General features: G+C 58.5%; 15 protein-coding genes and 1 tRNA gene. 7 read left to right on the plus strand and 9 right to left on the minus strand.

From position 1 onward, the window contains the following. Nucleotides 1–66: 66 nt before the first annotated feature. Nucleotides 67–1,494 (minus strand): magnesium transporter, encoded by a 1,428-nt coding sequence (gene mgtE / locus ASD46_RS18890; RefSeq protein ID WP_013636179.1) that lies wholly within the window; start codon nt 1,492–1,494, stop codon nt 67–69. A 371-nt stretch (nt 1,495–1,865) separates the two neighbouring features. On the opposite strand from mgtE, the gene ASD46_RS18895 reads away from it, so the two are divergent. The 3 genes from ASD46_RS18895 to ASD46_RS18905 are packed head-to-tail and all read left to right on the plus strand — an operon-like array spanning nt 1,866 to nt 4,997. Then, nucleotides 1,866–4,169, plus strand: a complete 2,304-nt coding sequence (locus ASD46_RS18895; RefSeq protein WP_025593490.1) for an FdhF/YdeP family oxidoreductase — start codon at nt 1,866–1,868, stop codon at nt 4,167–4,169. 13 nt (nt 4,170–4,182) lie between these two features. Beyond that, nucleotides 4,183–4,485, plus strand: coding sequence for a hypothetical protein (locus tag ASD46_RS18900; RefSeq protein ID WP_025593491.1), 303 nt, complete (start codon nt 4,183–4,185; stop codon nt 4,483–4,485). Nucleotides 4,486–4,502: 17 nt separating this feature from the next. Further along, nucleotides 4,503–4,997 (plus strand): peptide deformylase, encoded by a 495-nt coding sequence (locus tag ASD46_RS18905; RefSeq protein ID WP_060642558.1) that lies wholly within the window; start codon nt 4,503–4,505, stop codon nt 4,995–4,997. A 3-nt stretch (nt 4,998–5,000) separates the two neighbouring features. On the opposite strand, the gene ASD46_RS18910 is transcribed toward ASD46_RS18905, so the two are convergent. Further along, nucleotides 5,001–5,429 (minus strand): OsmC family protein, encoded by a 429-nt coding sequence (locus tag ASD46_RS18910; RefSeq protein WP_025593494.1) that lies wholly within the window; start codon nt 5,427–5,429, stop codon nt 5,001–5,003. Between the two features lie 121 nt (nt 5,430–5,550). On the opposite strand from ASD46_RS18910, the gene ASD46_RS27500 reads away from it, so the two are divergent. Continuing rightward, nucleotides 5,551–5,718, plus strand: a complete 168-nt coding sequence (locus ASD46_RS27500) for a Thivi_2564 family membrane protein (RefSeq protein WP_003502827.1) — start codon at nt 5,551–5,553, stop codon at nt 5,716–5,718. A 76-nt stretch (nt 5,719–5,794) separates the two neighbouring features. Here ASD46_RS27500 and ASD46_RS18920 read toward each other — a convergent pair whose 3' ends face one another. From ASD46_RS18920 to ASD46_RS18930, 3 genes are all read right to left on the minus strand, one after another. Next, on the minus strand, nt 5,795–6,181 hold the full coding sequence (locus ASD46_RS18920; protein WP_060642576.1) for a PAS domain-containing protein: 387 nt from the start codon (nt 6,179–6,181) through the stop codon (nt 5,795–5,797). Between the two features lie 414 nt (nt 6,182–6,595). After that, entirely contained in the window at nt 6,596–6,808 is a 213-nt protein-coding gene (locus tag ASD46_RS27150) for a hypothetical protein (RefSeq protein WP_143238595.1), read from the minus strand. After that, nucleotides 6,779–6,863: transfer RNA gene (locus ASD46_RS18930), tRNA-Leu, on the minus strand. Before ASD46_RS18930 ends, ASD46_RS27150 begins: the two co-directional genes overlap by 30 nt. Nucleotides 6,864–7,052: 189 nt before the next feature. Here ASD46_RS18930 and lipB point away from each other — a divergent pair. The 3 genes from lipB (at nt 7,053) to ASD46_RS18945 (ending at nt 9,932) form a co-directional block, all read left to right on the plus strand. Next, the gene (lipB, locus tag ASD46_RS18935) at nt 7,053–7,784 is read left to right on the plus strand and encodes a lipoyl(octanoyl) transferase LipB (RefSeq protein WP_025593496.1); all 732 of its coding nucleotides are present in this window, start codon (nt 7,053–7,055) and stop codon (nt 7,782–7,784) included. 69 nt (nt 7,785–7,853) lie between these two features. Next, complete coding sequence (locus tag ASD46_RS18940; protein WP_003515339.1) at nt 7,854–8,921, plus strand: NAD(P)-dependent alcohol dehydrogenase; 1,068 nt, start codon at nt 7,854–7,856, stop codon at nt 8,919–8,921. Between the two features lie 75 nt (nt 8,922–8,996). After that, nucleotides 8,997–9,932, plus strand: coding sequence for a DMT family transporter (locus tag ASD46_RS18945; protein ID WP_025593498.1), 936 nt, complete (start codon nt 8,997–8,999; stop codon nt 9,930–9,932). Between the two features lie 14 nt (nt 9,933–9,946). On the opposite strand, the gene ASD46_RS18950 is transcribed toward ASD46_RS18945, so the two are convergent. The 4 genes from ASD46_RS18950 to secDF form a co-directional block, all read right to left on the minus strand. Next, nucleotides 9,947–10,405, minus strand: coding sequence for a hypothetical protein (locus tag ASD46_RS18950; RefSeq protein WP_003515343.1), 459 nt, complete (start codon nt 10,403–10,405; stop codon nt 9,947–9,949). A 160-nt stretch (nt 10,406–10,565) separates the two neighbouring features. Next, the gene (locus ASD46_RS18955) at nt 10,566–11,411 is read right to left on the minus strand and encodes a phytoene/squalene synthase family protein (RefSeq protein WP_025593499.1); all 846 of its coding nucleotides are present in this window, start codon (nt 11,409–11,411) and stop codon (nt 10,566–10,568) included. Between the two features lie 23 nt (nt 11,412–11,434). Beyond that, entirely contained in the window at nt 11,435–11,827 is a 393-nt protein-coding gene (locus tag ASD46_RS18960; protein WP_025593500.1) for an Mth938-like domain-containing protein, read from the minus strand. Next, nucleotides 11,827–14,391: a protein translocase subunit SecDF gene (secDF, locus tag ASD46_RS18965; RefSeq protein ID WP_003515348.1), complete on the minus strand. Its 2,565-nt coding sequence runs from the start codon at nt 14,389–14,391 to the stop codon at nt 11,827–11,829. The genes ASD46_RS18960 and secDF overlap by 1 nt, the downstream gene beginning before the upstream one ends. Nucleotides 14,392–14,393: the final 2 nt, after the last annotated feature.

Raw genomic sequence — 14,393 nt, forward strand, 5'->3', positions numbered from 1 at the left:
CCGGACAATTATTATTTGACCTTCACGTAAAAGTCAATTTTTCCTGCCGCTTTCGCCTGTTCTGGCCTATCCCGAAATACCGTACCACCAGGTAGCGATGCCCAGAAACGAAAAAAAGCCGACAATGTCCGTTACCGCTGTCACGAAGACAGCAGAGGAAACGGCGGGGTCTGCCCCGAACCTGTCGAGAACCAGCGGAATGAGAATACCTGCCAGCGCCGCCGCCAGCATGTTGAGACACATGGCGGCAGCAATGATGCCGCCGATATGGACATCCTGGAACCACACGCCTGCAACGATGCCGATGGCACAGCCGAACAACAACCCGTTCAGGATGCCAACGCCCGCTTCACGCCTGATAATGCGGGCAGCGTTGTGAATATCTAGGCTTTTGGTAGCCAGAGCCCGCACGGACACGGTCATGGTCTGCGATCCGGCATTGCCGCCCATGCCGGCAACCGTCGGCATCAAAATCGCCAGCGCAATGATCTGCTGGATCGTCGCATCGAAAAGGCTGATGACGGAGGCAGACAGAAAGGCGGTAAGGAGGTTGACCGCAAGCCACGGCACACGCGAGCGCGAGGTGCTGGTGATGCTGTCAGACAGTTCTTCGTCGCCCACACCGCCAAGGCGCAGCAGATCCTCTTCGGCTTCTTCCTGAATGACGTCGACCACGTCATCGATGGTGAGCACGCCAACCAGACGGCCGTTATTGTCCACCACGGCGGCGGATAGAAGGTCGTATTGTTCGAAAAGTTGCGCCGCTTCTTCCTGGTCCATTTCGGCCGGAATGGAGTGGTTGGTCTCGTGCATGATCGTTTCGATCTTCACCTGACGCTTGGCGCGCAGCACCTTGTCGAGATCGAGCGCGCCGACAAGCTTGAACGTGGGGTCGATGACGAAGATCTGCGTGAAGGAATCCGGTAGCTCCTCCTCCTCACGCAGATAATCAATGGTCTGTCCCACGGTCCAGAACGGCGGCACGGCAACGAATTCCGTCTGCATGCGACGGCCGGCAGAGCTTTCCGGATAATCCAGCGCCCGCATCAGCCGCACCCGTTCGGTGAACGGGAGTTGCGAGAGGATGTCCTCGCGGTCCTCGTCGTCGAGATCCTCGAGAATGTAGACGGCGTCGTCCGAATCCAGTTCGCCGATACCGGCAGCGATCTGCTCATTCGACATCTGGTCGACGATATCGAGACGGATGCCTTCATCCACCTCGGTCAGCGCCGTCATGTCAAAATCGGAACCCAGCAACCGCACGAGCGCGTGGCGCTGCTCCGGCATGATGGACTCCAGCACGTCGCCGAGTTCAGACTCATGCAGTCGCGCCACATTCTTGCGCAGGAAAAGCAGATCGCGGTCGGCAATCGCTGCCCCCACCATCGCCAGAAAGTCGGAGCGGACAGAGCCGTCCTCGGCGTAGATATCGGAGGGTGCCTCTGTCGGTTTCAACTCTTCGGGCGCGAGAAGATCGTCGTCACGGTCTGTCATCTGGCGTCCCCTTCTCTAAATGCCGCAGTGCACGAATTTGCAGGCAGAATGGCGTTAAAAAGTATATTGTCAACAACCGGATAGGTGAAAAACAACGGGCTTCGGAACTGCGACGAAAATGTCATGGACCGCCCTTTCGCAAGACCATGATCGAAGAGCGCAGCACTCCATGATGATGCAGCGGCAGGCAGTGCACCTCAATCCGCACAACGTCCGGAAAGCCCTTGCCGTTCCGTCGGAACCGGTAAGATAGAGATTGACATATGTCGTCCATAGACGATTCTGAAAGAGCTTTTTTTTATATATGATTGGCCGTTGCCAAACGGTAAGTATCCCTGGGCGGCCAGGAAAATTTCAGGAAAATCACGACAATGAGCAAGACAGATTTCATCGGCAAGGCTTCCGCCGCCGCAGGTGGCTGGGGCGCGCTTAAAAGCGTTGGCAAACGGCTGATGGAATCCGGCGCGCCGATTTCCGGCGCACGCACGCTGCTGAAGGCAAACCAGCCGGATGGATTCGATTGCCCGGGCTGCGCATGGGGCGATCCGGAGCATGGCTCCTCCTTCGAATTCTGCGAAAACGGCGTCAAGGCGGTCGCATGGGAAGCGACGGAAGCCCGGGTGCCGCCGGATTTTTTCGCCACCCGCACCGTCTCCGAACTGCGCGGCTGGTCTGACTACGATCTGGAAAAACAGGGCCGCCTCACCCACCCGATGCGTTACGACCGGGCGAGCGACAAATATCTGCCGGTCTCCTGGGACGACGCCTTTGCCGAAATCGGCGGCGTTCTCAATAGCCTCGACAGCCCGGACCGGGCGGAATTCTACACATCCGGCCGCGCCTCCAACGAGGCAGCCTTCATCTATCAATTGATGGTTCGGCTTTACGGCACGAACAATTTTCCCGACTGCTCCAACATGTGCCATGAGGCAAGCGGTGTCGGCCTGAAAGCCTCGATCGGCGTCGGCAAGGGCACGGTGCTCCTGGAAGACTTCGAGCAGGCAGACGCGATCTTCGTAATCGGCCAAAATCCCGGCACGAACCACCCGCGCATGCTGGGCGACCTGCGCCGGGCAGCGCTTCGCGGCGCGAAAATCGTCGTCCTCAATCCAATCAAGGAAAAGGGGCTGGAGCGCTTCGCCGATCCGCAGGACAAGATCGAGATGATCACCGGCGGCAACACCAAGATCGCCACCAACTATTACCAGCCCCGGCAAGGCGGCGACATGGCGGTGGTGCGCGGCATGAGCAAGGCGATCTTTGCAGCCGACGATGCCGCAAGGACTGCCGGAGAATCTGCCATCATCGATTACGACTTCATCGCGGAACATGCGGTCGAGTTCGAGGCTTATCGTGATGCCGTCGAGGCGACCAGCTGGGAAAGCATTCTCGACCAGTCCGGCCTCACCCGCGCAGAAATCGAAGAAGCCGCCCGCATCTACATGAATGCCGGCTCCGTCATCGCCACCTGGGCCATGGGCGTCACCCAGCATCGCCACTCCGTCATCATGGTTCGCGAAATCACCAATTTCATGTTGCTGCGCGGTAATATCGGCCGCCCCGGTGCCGGCCTTTGCCCGGTACGCGGCCATTCCAACGTTCAGGGTGATCGCACGGTCGGTATCGATGAAAAAGCGCCGCCGGCGCTGCTAGACGCACTGGAAAAAGAACTCGGCGTCGCCATGCCGCGCAAACCCGGCCACAACACCGTCGAAGCAGTAGCCGCCATGCTGGCTGGCGAGGCGCAAACCTTCATCGCGCTCGGCGGCAACTTCATGCGGGCAACGCCCGACAGTCCGCTGATCGTCAAGGCTTTTGAAAATCAGAAATTGACGGTCAATATCGCCACCAAGCTCAACCATTCGCATCTGGTGCCGGGCGAAATCTCCTTCGTGCTGCCCTGCCTTGGCCGAACGGAAATCGACCGTAATTCTGCGGGCAAGCCGCAGATCGTCACGGTCGAGGATTCCATGAGCATGGTGCATGGTTCCGGCGGCATCAATCCGCCTGCCTCGGAGGAACTACGCTCCGAAGTCGCCATCATTGCCGGCATTGCGCAAGCGACCCTTGGCAATGCGCAGGTCGACTGGAAAGCGCTTGCTGAGGATTACGATCTCATCCGAGACATGATCGAGCGGGTCATCCCCGGTTTCGACAATTTCAACGAACGCGTCCGCGTGCCGCGCGGTTTTCGCCTGCGCAATACGGCCTCCGAACGGGAATGGAACACGCCGGCAAAAAAGGCTGTCTTTTATAGCGGCCCGCTTCCCGAACAGACCGAGCATCAGCAGGCTCTCACGGGCGACAATCTTTTCGTGCTGCAGACATTCCGCAGCCACGACCAATACAACACCACGATTTACGGCATGGACGACCGTTATCGCGGCGTTTATGGCGAACGTCAGGTCATCTTCATGAATCCTGCGGATATGGAGGCGCTGGGCGCCCACTCCCGCCAGCGCGTCGATGTCATCGGCGAATATGGCGATGGCGTGGAGCGGATCGCCCAAAATTTCCGGCTGGTCCCCTACAATATTCCGCGCGGCAGTGTCGGCGGATATTATCCCGAACTGAACGTGCTGGTGCCGCTGTCAAGCTATGGCGAAGGCAGCTTCACGCCAACGTCGAAATCGGTACTCGTCTCCTTCCGCCTGCTTGCCGGTTCCGCCTCTTGAACAGGATGGCTTGATGGGTGAGGAACAATCTGCAGCGGCTTTCATGGCAGCGGTGGAGCAGATCGTGCAAGGATCGTCGCAGGCGCTTTCGACCACGGGCGCGGCGATCCTTCTGGCCATCAATATGGATATCGCCACCGACAGCCGCAGCATCGCCAATCGGCTGGGACTTGCGCATGCCCTCGTCCTGCGCGAAATCTCCGCCCTGTCACCGCGCTTTGTGCGGGTAACGAAACGCGACGCCCGCACCCAGCGCAGTTGGCTGGAGGTCACAGCGGAGGGACAGGCGCTCGCCGCGCTATCCTCTCAAAACTGAAACGAACGGAGCATTCCTTGCCAATCAGGCCGATCCTGTCCTACCCCCATGCCGGCCTTTCAGAGATTTGCGCGCCGGTCACTGTTTTTGACGACCACCTGCAAAATCTGGTCACGGACCTGATCGACACCATGCGCGCCGCCCCCGGCGTCGGCATCACAGCGGCTCACATCGGTGTAAAACAGCGCGTCTTCGTGCTTGAGCTGACACCGGGAACCGTGCTGACATACATCAATCCCGAAATCGTCAGTCACTCCGCGCAGACCATGCGGCATGTGGAAGGCAGCGTCTCAATGCCGGGCTTCACCGAGGAGGTGGAACGTCCGTCTGAGGTCGAGGTGAGGTTTCAGGACGTAGCGGGCGTGGAACATCGAGAGAGCGCCAAGGGATTTCACGCCATCTGCATCCAGCACGAGATCGACCAGCTGGATGGTGTGTTCTGGCTGAAGCGCCTGTCGAAGCTGAAACGCGACCGGCTTGTGAAGAAATGGGAAAAATCCCGAAAGCCGTGACGATCAGCTAGCGATCGAAAGAGCAAAGTCCGCGTCGCCCTTCAAAGTGTTGCTGACGGTGCAGATATCTTCGGCCGCATGGGCAATTGCGGCGCGCGTCGCCTCATCGAAACTCCCGGCAATCTCCATCCTGATATCGAAACGGATGATGCGATAGGGCTCCTGCGCGGATTTCTCACCGGAAACGTCAACGAGCACGCTCTCGAAGCCGTCCAGCAACCCCATGCGGCCCGCCGCAATCCGGGCGCTGAGCGCCAGGCATGCCGCAAGCGACGAATAAAGGAGGTCGATCGGATTGAAGCCCGGTTCAGAGACACCCGTCACAATTTCCAGGGCGCCGCCGGTCACTGTCGAAATCAGTGGGCGACCAAGCCGCCCGACCTTGGCGGTGGCGCCAACCGGCCTTAACTTCACCTTTCCACCATCTATCATTCAAATATTCCTAATTTAATCGCGTGCAACCAATCGCATGGAACCAAAACCTGTCTGGCGCTTTTTACTCACACAACGGTGAACGACCGTTGAACCTTTATTATACAGGGAGCTGGGACCTATGGTTACATCTACGCTCGTCAGCATTCTGATCACCTTCCTGGTGATCGTGCTCGTCTTGTGGCTCATCGCACGACTGCCCGTCGGCGGCGGCGCGAAACAGATCGCGCAAGTCATCGTCATCATCATCGGCATTATTTCGCTGCTCAAATATCTCGCCGTCTTCTGATATCCCGTAGCGTGCGAACAGAAAAAGGCGGCGAAAGCCGCCTCTTTTTTGCGCCATTTTTCATGACACTCGATAGCTACTGGCGTGGCTCGAACTGGTAGGTTTTTTTGAGAGTGATATCACGAACGCTGCCGAGACCGAGAAACGGCGTATTTTCAGCATCGAAAATCGCCCTGCCCTTCGCCACGATCCAGCGGATGGAACCATCAGGCAGATGCACCTTGTAGCGCTGGTCGAAAAACACGCCGGTAGTGATGCTTTCGAAAATTGCCCGCGCCACCTGATCGCGCATTTCCACATCTATTCTTTCGAGAATATCCTCAATCGACACACCTCGCGATGCCACCGCTTCGGAAAAGCCATGACACTCCGCGGTGACGGTGTCCATGATCAATCTGTTGTCGGAAATGCTCCACATATAATAGCCGAGCGCATTGTCTGAATCCGCTTTGTCCCCCTGCACGAAAACCTCCAGACCTTTTTTTTCTGACAAACGCTAACATCAGACCTCTAATATTCCACCCCTTGTTTTGAGGGGGTATTTAACCGGCTACTACAACGTGTATCGATATCCACCGAAATTTAATGGCGCCTGATCCGGATGCCGGTTTCGAAAGCACGATAATTTCCAAAAAAAGCGTCGCAAAGCCAACCGCTTGCACCTACATGACTGCAAGATGAAATGTCGAAGGATGCTCATATGCTGCGAACCGCTCTTACTTTTGGGTTGCTGTCGGCAACTGTCTTTCTAGCTGGCTGCCAGACGTGGCAAAGCCCTTATCGCGGAAACGAATGGCGGATGGACCAGGTCATGGATGGCGACCCCTACCGGGTCGGTGACGGCAATCGCGCGGGGAGACGCTAAGCCGCAAACATCTCATCCGAATGGCGGCAAGATCGATAATCTGACGCCCTGAAATTTACAGCCCGGGCTGCCGAGACGAAACAAGTCGAAGTCGCCCGAGGCGTATTTAATCGACGTAACTGCTTCTTCTTTTTTGGGAGGAGCAAAGCCAAACAATTGGCAGAAAAAGAAAAAACCCGCCGAAGCGGGTTTCTTTGGTGCGGTCGAGAAGACTCGAACTTCCACGGGTTGCCCCACAGCGACCTCAACGCTGCGCGTCTACCAATTCCGCCACGACCGCATCGTGGTAGGCGTCGACTTGCGCCGACGGGGGTGCATGTAGCAAAAGGATTTTGGGTGCACAAGAGCGTCGTGACAGTTTTTTGAAATTAAAAATCGGCCCGGCCTACCCTATATGCAGGAAGCCCGGAAATGCTGGGGTTGCAGCCTTCTCATCATTTTGCGAGAAGGCTGTGGAAAGGACTTTTTCATGCTCACACGCACGGATATCGAGACAAATATGCTGCCCGTTCCCGACTCGCCGCCTGTTCGCTGGCGAATCTCGGAAGGTCTCGTGCCTTACGAACAGGCAATAGAAGAGATGGAACGCGAAGTTGCCGCCATAGCCAATGGCGAGGCCGACGAACTCGTGTGGCTTCTGGAGCACCCGCCACTCTACACGGCAGGCACCAGCGCCGATGTTGCCGACCTCATCGAGCCGGAGCGTTTTCCGGTCTTCGCCACCGGTCGCGGCGGCGAATATACCTATCACGGGCCGGGACAGCGCGTCGTTTACGTCATGCTCGACCTGAAACGCCGGCGCCAAGATGTCCGCGCCTATGTTGCCGCGCTGGAGAATGTCATCATCCGCACGCTAGACAAGATGAATGTCCGTGGCGAACGGCGCGAAGACCGGGTTGGCGTCTGGGTCAGGCGTCCGGAAAAACCCCTGCTTCCCGATGGCGGCATGGCCGAGGACAAGATCGCCGCTCTTGGCATCCGGTTGCGCAAATGGGTGAGCTTTCACGGACTGTCGATCAATGTCGATCCCGACCTCGCGCATTTTTCCGGCATCGTTCCCTGCGGCATCAGCGCCTATGGTGTCACCAGCCTTGTCGATCTTGGATTGCCGGTTATGATCGGCGATGTCGATGTTCTGCTGCGAGAAGCCTTTGAGGAGGTCTTTGGCCCGGCAGTGCCCGAAGCCGGCTCCGGCGGCTGAAACCCGCCGCAACTTTTTTATCGCCTGCCAGTGCATGCAATATCGATCACCACAAGAGGAGGAACGACCATGTTCACAACGTCAGCCTATGCCTGCGATGACGGTTCTTCGCCGATGAAGCTCGCGACCATCAAGCGTCGCGATCCCGGCCCGCGCGATGTCGAAATCGAAATCGAGTTCTGTGGCGTCTGCCACTCCGATATCCATACGGCCCGCAGCGAATGGCCGGGTTCTCTCTACCCCTGCGTCCCCGGCCACGAAATCATCGGCCGCGTCGGTCGGGTGGGCGCGCAGGTCACGAAATTCAAGGCGGGTGACCGCGTCGGCGTCGGCTGCATCGTCGACAGCTGCCGTGAATGCGCAAGCTGCGCCGAAGGGCTGGAGCAATATTGCGAAAACGGCATGACCGGCACCTACAACTCGCCTGACAAGGCCATGGGCGGCGGCGCACATACGCTTGGTGGTTATTCCGCCCATGTGGTCGTCGATGATCGCTATGTGCTGCGGATCCCCGAAGGGCTCGATCCAGCAGCCGCAGCACCCCTGCTCTGCGCCGGCATAACCACCTATTCGCCGCTGCGGCACTGGAATGCAGGTCCCGGCAAGCGCATCGGCGTCGTCGGTCTCGGTGGCCTCGGCCATATGGCAGTCAAGATCGCCAATGCCATGGGCGCCACGGTCGTGATGATCACCACCTCCCCCGGCAAGGCAGAAGACGCGAAAAAGCTCGGTGCCCATGAGGTGATCGTTTCACGCGATGCCGACCAGATGAAGAAAGCGGCTTCCAGCCTCGATCTTATCATCGACGCGGTTGCCGCCGACCACGACATCAACGCCTATCTTGCGTTGCTGAAGCGGGATGGCGCACTGGTGCAGGTCGGAGCGCCTGAGAAGCCGCTATCGGTGCACGCATTCAGCCTCATCCCCGGCCGCAAGACCTTCGCCGGCTCGATGATTGGCGGCATTCCCGAAACCCAGGAAATGCTGGATTTCTGCGCCGAAAAAGGCATCGCCGCCGAAATCGAGATGATCAATATCGATCAGATCAATGAGGCTTATGAACGCATGATAAAAAGCGATGTGCGTTATCGCTTCGTCATTGATATGAAGAGCCTGCCACGCCAGAAGGCCGCCTGACCTCGTCGAGGGGGAGCGCCCTCAGGCGCTCCCGTTTCCTCGTCGGACCTTTTGGTTGAAAGCGCAGCCCTACCCATGACCAGCCAGACCGGTTTGAACGATGTCGCCAAGGGCATGATGATCATGGCGGGCTGCATGTTCGTGCTGCCCGTCATGGATGCCATCGCCAAATACATGGCGGTGAGCGGCGGAATGTCACCGGCGCAGGTCACCTTCTACCGCTTCTTTTTCCAGCTTCTGTGCACCCTGCCCCTGCTGCTGCTGGTCTCACCCAAAGCGCTGTTCAGCGCCAGACGACCGTGGATGAACTGCCTGCGCGGCGTGCTGCATGCCAGTGCCAGCCTGATGTTCTTCGCCGCCGTCAAATACATGCCACTCGCCGATGTCTTTGCCATCTATTTCGTCGAGCCATTCATGCTGACGATGATGTCGGCCCTCTTCCTTGGCGACAGGGTCGGCTGGAAACGCTGGACAGCGATTGCGGTGGGTTTCGGCGGCGCTCTGATCGTCATTCAGCCGAGTTTTGAGATTTTCGGCTGGACATCGCTCCTGCCGGTCGCCTGCGCATTTCTCTACACGCTCTACCTGTTCCTTAACCGCGCTATCGGCGATGCCGACAGTCCGCTTGTCATGCAGACCATGTCCGGCGTTGCCGGCACGGTGTTCATGGCGGCAGCCCTTCTGGTCGGCGACGCCTACGGTGACAAGGATTTCGCGATCTCGCTTCCGCAATCCGGCTTCACCCTCACCCTGCTCATCGTGTTAGGGTCGATATCCGGCTATATGCATCTCCTGATCGTCAGGGCCTTCAGGCTGGCGCCGCTGTCGCTTCTGGCACCATTCCAGTATTTCGAGATCATCTCGGCGACGGTTCTCGGTTATGCGCTGTTTTCGGATTTTCCGACGCCATCGAAATGGCTCGGCATCCTCATCATCGTCGCATCCGGCCTTTTCATCATCTGGCGCGAGCGTGTGCAGACGGAAGCGAACCCGCCGCTCGACGGACAATGACACCCAGAACGCTTTCAGGCGCCCGAGGGCTGCGGTCCTTCGTCGTGATGGTCCTGCGCCTCCACAAGGCTACCGAGCAGCCACAGCGAAACCTCGGCGGCCTCTCCGGCGGATTTGAAGCGGTATGAGCCGCTATATTTCGGCGTATCGAAAAACGTAACGACGAAACCGTCACCGCTTTCCAGACTTTCGACCCTTATCCGCTCGGGATCGATCATAAGGCACACATAATGGGATCCCATATTGCGCATGAAGCCGGCCTTGTTGTCGTGCAAGCGCACGAAGGCTGCGCCGCCATCCACCGTCATATGCAGGCTTCTGATCGCCTCGGTGGGAAACGCGCGGGCAAAATCCATGATCGCCTGCCCCACATCGTGGTTATTGTCCTCATCCGTTGCCCGTGTCATGCGCCAGGCATAAACAGCGAAGACCGCAAGCAGCACGAAAACGATTATCCAGACCGCCATATTCATGCGGGAAGGCTCCCTCAGCACCGAAACATCGCGATTCGCGAATCGAAACGATGCGAACCCGGCTCAAGCTCTTAAACACCGAGGCTTGCGTGAAGTGTGGCTCTCCGGCCTCGACGCGAAAATTACTCCGATCTGTCTGCGCGATGTGCAGGTCGAGCAATCAGAAACGCTTGAGGAAAGACGCCTTTGCCAGCAGCCATTGCCGGCGAAGCTGCGACAGTTGCACTTCGCCTTCAAACACGCCCACTCCCGCCTTTCTGGCAGCGGCGATGACCGGGCCGGACAAGGCAACGGGAAGATAGGCCGCAAAGACATTCCGGGACATCTTGGCGCGTCTCGCCTTCTCGATGTGATCAAGCGCGTGCGTTGCAAAAATCTCGATGGCGATGCCGATGCGTTGTTTGTCGTCGCCTTCCAGAAACGTCTCGCGATCAAGCCCGGCAGCCGCAAGCATATCCGCGGGAATGTAGACCTGCCCACGACGACGGTGCAGCGGCATCAGCATTAGAATGCCGGCCATGGCCTGCGCAACCCCCGCATGTCCCGCAGCTTCCGCACTTGCTGGAGTGTCTTCCGGCGAAAGCACAAGGCTCGCCAGCTGGATCAGTGCCGAGGCGGTCTCCCCCGCATAGCCTTCGAGCGCGTTACGATCCACGAACAGATCGTCATAAAGATCGAAGATGCGCGCCTCGATCATATTGGCAAGAACCGGTCGCGGCAGGCGATATTGCTCGATCGCCAACAAAAGAGCAGCAGCAACGGGGTGAGACTGGCTGTCCCCATGCGCATTGCCATCAAGGAGATCGCGCCACCATTGCATACGAACTTCGCCAGGCAGAGCCTCGCGCACGGAATCGCGGATTCGGGCAATTTCGGCATTGAAGGCATAAAGCGCGGCAAGCGCTGCGCGCTTGTCGGCCGGAGACAGAAGGCACGCGAGATAGCGGTCGCGATCGGTGTCGCGCAGCGTCGCGAGGCAGACGTCTAGATTCTCTGTGGGTGCCATGTTTCCCCGTGCGAAACGTCCTGTCAGCCTTCGACGGCAATCAGCGCCGCAGCCACGGCGCGCGATTCCGAAAGCATGATATTATAGGTGCGAACGGCAGCACCCGTGCTCATCGGATCGACCGAAATGCCCGCTTGCTTGAAGGCTTCGCGCAATTCCTTCGGCAAGACCCGCATGCCATCACCCGTGCCGATCAAAAGAACTTCGATATCCTGCGCATCAGCCAGAACCTTGTCGAAATGCTCAAGCGTCAATTCTTTCACATCAACCGGGCTCCAGCCGTGAATGCCGGAAGGCAACAACAGGAGAGAGCCGCGGTGCGACATGTCTGCGAAACGGAAACCGCCATTGCCATAGGCATCGATGGGCGCCCGGCCGGGAAAATGGGCCGGGCGTATTTCAATCCCGCCGGCCATCAGACGGCAGGCTTGCCGCCGATGGCATTGCCGGACTTCTCATCCTTCTCGTCTTCCGCATCCTTGCTGTCGGGACGCAGCTTGAAGGCGATCAGCACCGGAGCAGCGATATAGACCGAGGAGAACACGCCGATACCGACGCCGAACAACATTGCGAAGGTGAAGGAACGGATGACCTCGCCACCGAACAGATACAGTGCCAGCAGTGCCAGAAGCACGGTCAGACCGGTAAGGATCGTGCGCGAAAGGGTCTGGTTCAGCGATACGTCGATGATCATCGAAAGTGGCATCTTCTTGTATCGCCGGAGGTTTTCACGGACACGGTCGTAGATGACCACCGTATCGTTCAGCGAATAACCGATGATCGTCAGGATCGCCGCGATACTGGTCAGGTTGAACTCTATACCCAGGAAGACGAACAGGCCGATGGTGAAGACCACGTCGTGCACCATCGAGATGACCGCACCTAGTGCAAACTGCCACTCGAAGCGAACCCAGATGTAGATCATGATCGCCGCCATGGCGAGCACAACGCCAATCGTGGAGGTCACGGTCAGGTCACCGGACACAGCCGGACCAACGACTTCCACGCGACGGAAATCATACTTGTCCTGCAACTCGCCGCGCACCAGGGTGATTGCCGACTGCTCGGCATTTTCGCCGCCGTCCTGCGCCTGAATGCGGATGAGAACGTCCTGCGGCGTGCCGAAATTCTGTGCCTGGATTTCACCGAGGTTCAGCTGGTTCAGACGCTCGCGAATATCTGCAAGATCGGCCTCACCCTGCTTGGCGCGCACTTCGATAACCGAGCCGCCCTGGAAATCGATGCCGAGGTTCAGGCCCTTGGCGACGAAGCCGCCGACGCAGGCGAGCATGATCACACCGGTGATCATGAAAACCACACGGCGATAACGCATGAACGGAATGTCGCGACCGTCGAACATGGCGGTGCGTACACCCTTCGGCAGATGTTTCGGACGGCTGCGGCGAACCCAGTAGCCAAACATCCAGGCCGTCAGCGTATAGGCCGTGAAGACAGTGGTGATGATACCGACCGCAAGCGTGACGGCAAAGCCCTTGACCGGACCCGTGCCCATGTAGAACAGCACGCTTGCAACGATCAGCGTCGTCAGGTTGGCGTCGATAATGGTCGCAAAGGCGCGTGTGAAACCATTATCCAGTGACTGGATCAGCGGTTTTCCGCTCTTCACCTCTTCGCGTATTCGCTCATAGATCAGAACGTTGGAGTCCACCGCCATACCGATCGTCAAGACGATACCCGCAATACCGGGCAAGGTGAGCGTAGATCCGATCACACTGAGGACGGCGATCAGCATGACCACGTTGACGATGAGGGCGATGTTCGCAAGCAGGCCGAAGAACCCATAAAAGACGAACATGAAGATGAGGACGCCGACGGCGCCGATGGCGCTTGCCGTGAGGCCGGCGGTGATGGAGTCGTTACCAAGGCTCGGACCGACGGTGCGTTCCTCAACCACGGTCAGCGTGGCCGGAAGTGCGCCTGCACGCAACAGGACTGCAAGGTCGTTGGCGCCCTGAACCGAGAAACTACCGGAAATCTGTCCCGAACCGCCGATGATCGGCTCACGGATGACAGGTGCAGAAATGACCTGATTGTCGAGCACGATGGCGAAAGGCTTGCCGACATTCTGCTGCGTCGCCTGCGCAAAGCGCTGCGCACCGCGGCTGTCGAAACGGAAGGTGACGACGGGTTCGTTGGTCTGCTGGTTGAAGCTTGCCTGAGCATCGACGAGATTGTCGCCGGAAACGAGCGCGCGGCGTTCCACCAGATAGGGAACCGGCGGATCGTCCTGCGAATAAAGAACCTCTGAGGTCGCGGGCGGACGGCCATTCATCGCTTCCTGCACCGGCATGGTGGTATCGACCATGCGGAAGGACAGCTTTGCCGTCTGGTTGAGAAGCGATTTCAGGCGCTGCGGATCCTGGAGGCCCGGGACCTGTACGATGATGCGGTCGGAACCCTGGCGCTGGATGAGAGGTTCGGTGGTGCCGACTTCGTCAACGCGGCGGCGCACGACTTCGATGGACTGCGACACGGCAGAGGACAGGCGATAATCCACGCCTTCATCGGTCAGGTTGAGCCGCAGCAGATTGTCGCCGCCGTCGTTCATCGTCACTTCTGTGATCGAACCGCCGACCAGCGTTCCGGCGGACACCGGCTGCGTCAGGTCGCGAAGCGCGGTTTTCGCCGCTTCATACTGAGCGGGATCGCTGATGCGAACCTGGATCTGCTGGCCGTTGCCCGTAAGCCCCGAATAGCGGATGTTGGCGTCGCGAAGCTGCGTGCGCACGTCACCCACGATCGTTTCAAGCCGTTCCTTGACGATGTCGGAACGCTCGATCTTGAGCATGATGTGGGAGCCGCCCTGAAGGTCGAGACCGAGCGTTACCTTGTTGTCCTTGTACCAGGCAGGCATGCCCTCCAGCTGCTTGTCCGAAAACAGGTTGGGAGATGCGATGAAGACGCTTGCCAGCACAAGCAACCAGATAAAGACTGTTTTCCAACGGGAAAAATGAAGCATTT

It is taken from the genome of Rhizobium sp. Root491, assembly GCF_001427205.1.
Taxonomy (GTDB): domain Bacteria; phylum Pseudomonadota; class Alphaproteobacteria; order Rhizobiales; family Rhizobiaceae; genus Agrobacterium; species Agrobacterium tumefaciens.

Excerpts from the sequence above, each read along its gene's own strand:
- ASD46_RS18940 (WP_003515339.1), top strand. The coding sequence starts at position 7,854 with ATGTTCACAACGTCAGCCTATGCCTGCGATGACGGTTCTTCGCCGATG.
- ASD46_RS18910 (WP_025593494.1), bottom strand. The coding sequence starts at position 5,429 with ATGATAGATGGTGGAAAGGTGAAGTTAAGGCCGGTTGGCGCCACCGCC.
- ASD46_RS18950 (WP_003515343.1), bottom strand. The coding sequence starts at position 10,405 with ATGAATATGGCGGTCTGGATAATCGTTTTCGTGCTGCTTGCGGTCTTC.
- ASD46_RS27500 (WP_003502827.1), top strand. The coding sequence starts at position 5,551 with ATGGTTACATCTACGCTCGTCAGCATTCTGATCACCTTCCTGGTGATC.
- lipB (WP_025593496.1), top strand. The coding sequence starts at position 7,053 with ATGCTCACACGCACGGATATCGAGACAAATATGCTGCCCGTTCCCGAC.
- ASD46_RS18895 (WP_025593490.1), top strand. The coding sequence starts at position 1,866 with ATGAGCAAGACAGATTTCATCGGCAAGGCTTCCGCCGCCGCAGGTGGC.
- secDF (WP_003515348.1), bottom strand. The coding sequence starts at position 14,391 with ATGCTTCATTTTTCCCGTTGGAAAACAGTCTTTATCTGGTTGCTTGTG.
- ASD46_RS18945 (WP_025593498.1), top strand. The coding sequence starts at position 8,997 with ATGACCAGCCAGACCGGTTTGAACGATGTCGCCAAGGGCATGATGATC.
- ASD46_RS18960 (WP_025593500.1), bottom strand. The coding sequence starts at position 11,827 with ATGGCCGGCGGGATTGAAATACGCCCGGCCCATTTTCCCGGCCGGGCG.
- ASD46_RS18955 (WP_025593499.1), bottom strand. The coding sequence starts at position 11,411 with ATGGCACCCACAGAGAATCTAGACGTCTGCCTCGCGACGCTGCGCGAC.
- mgtE (WP_013636179.1), bottom strand. The coding sequence starts at position 1,494 with ATGACAGACCGTGACGACGATCTTCTCGCGCCCGAAGAGTTGAAACCG.
- ASD46_RS18900 (WP_025593491.1), top strand. The coding sequence starts at position 4,183 with ATGGGTGAGGAACAATCTGCAGCGGCTTTCATGGCAGCGGTGGAGCAG.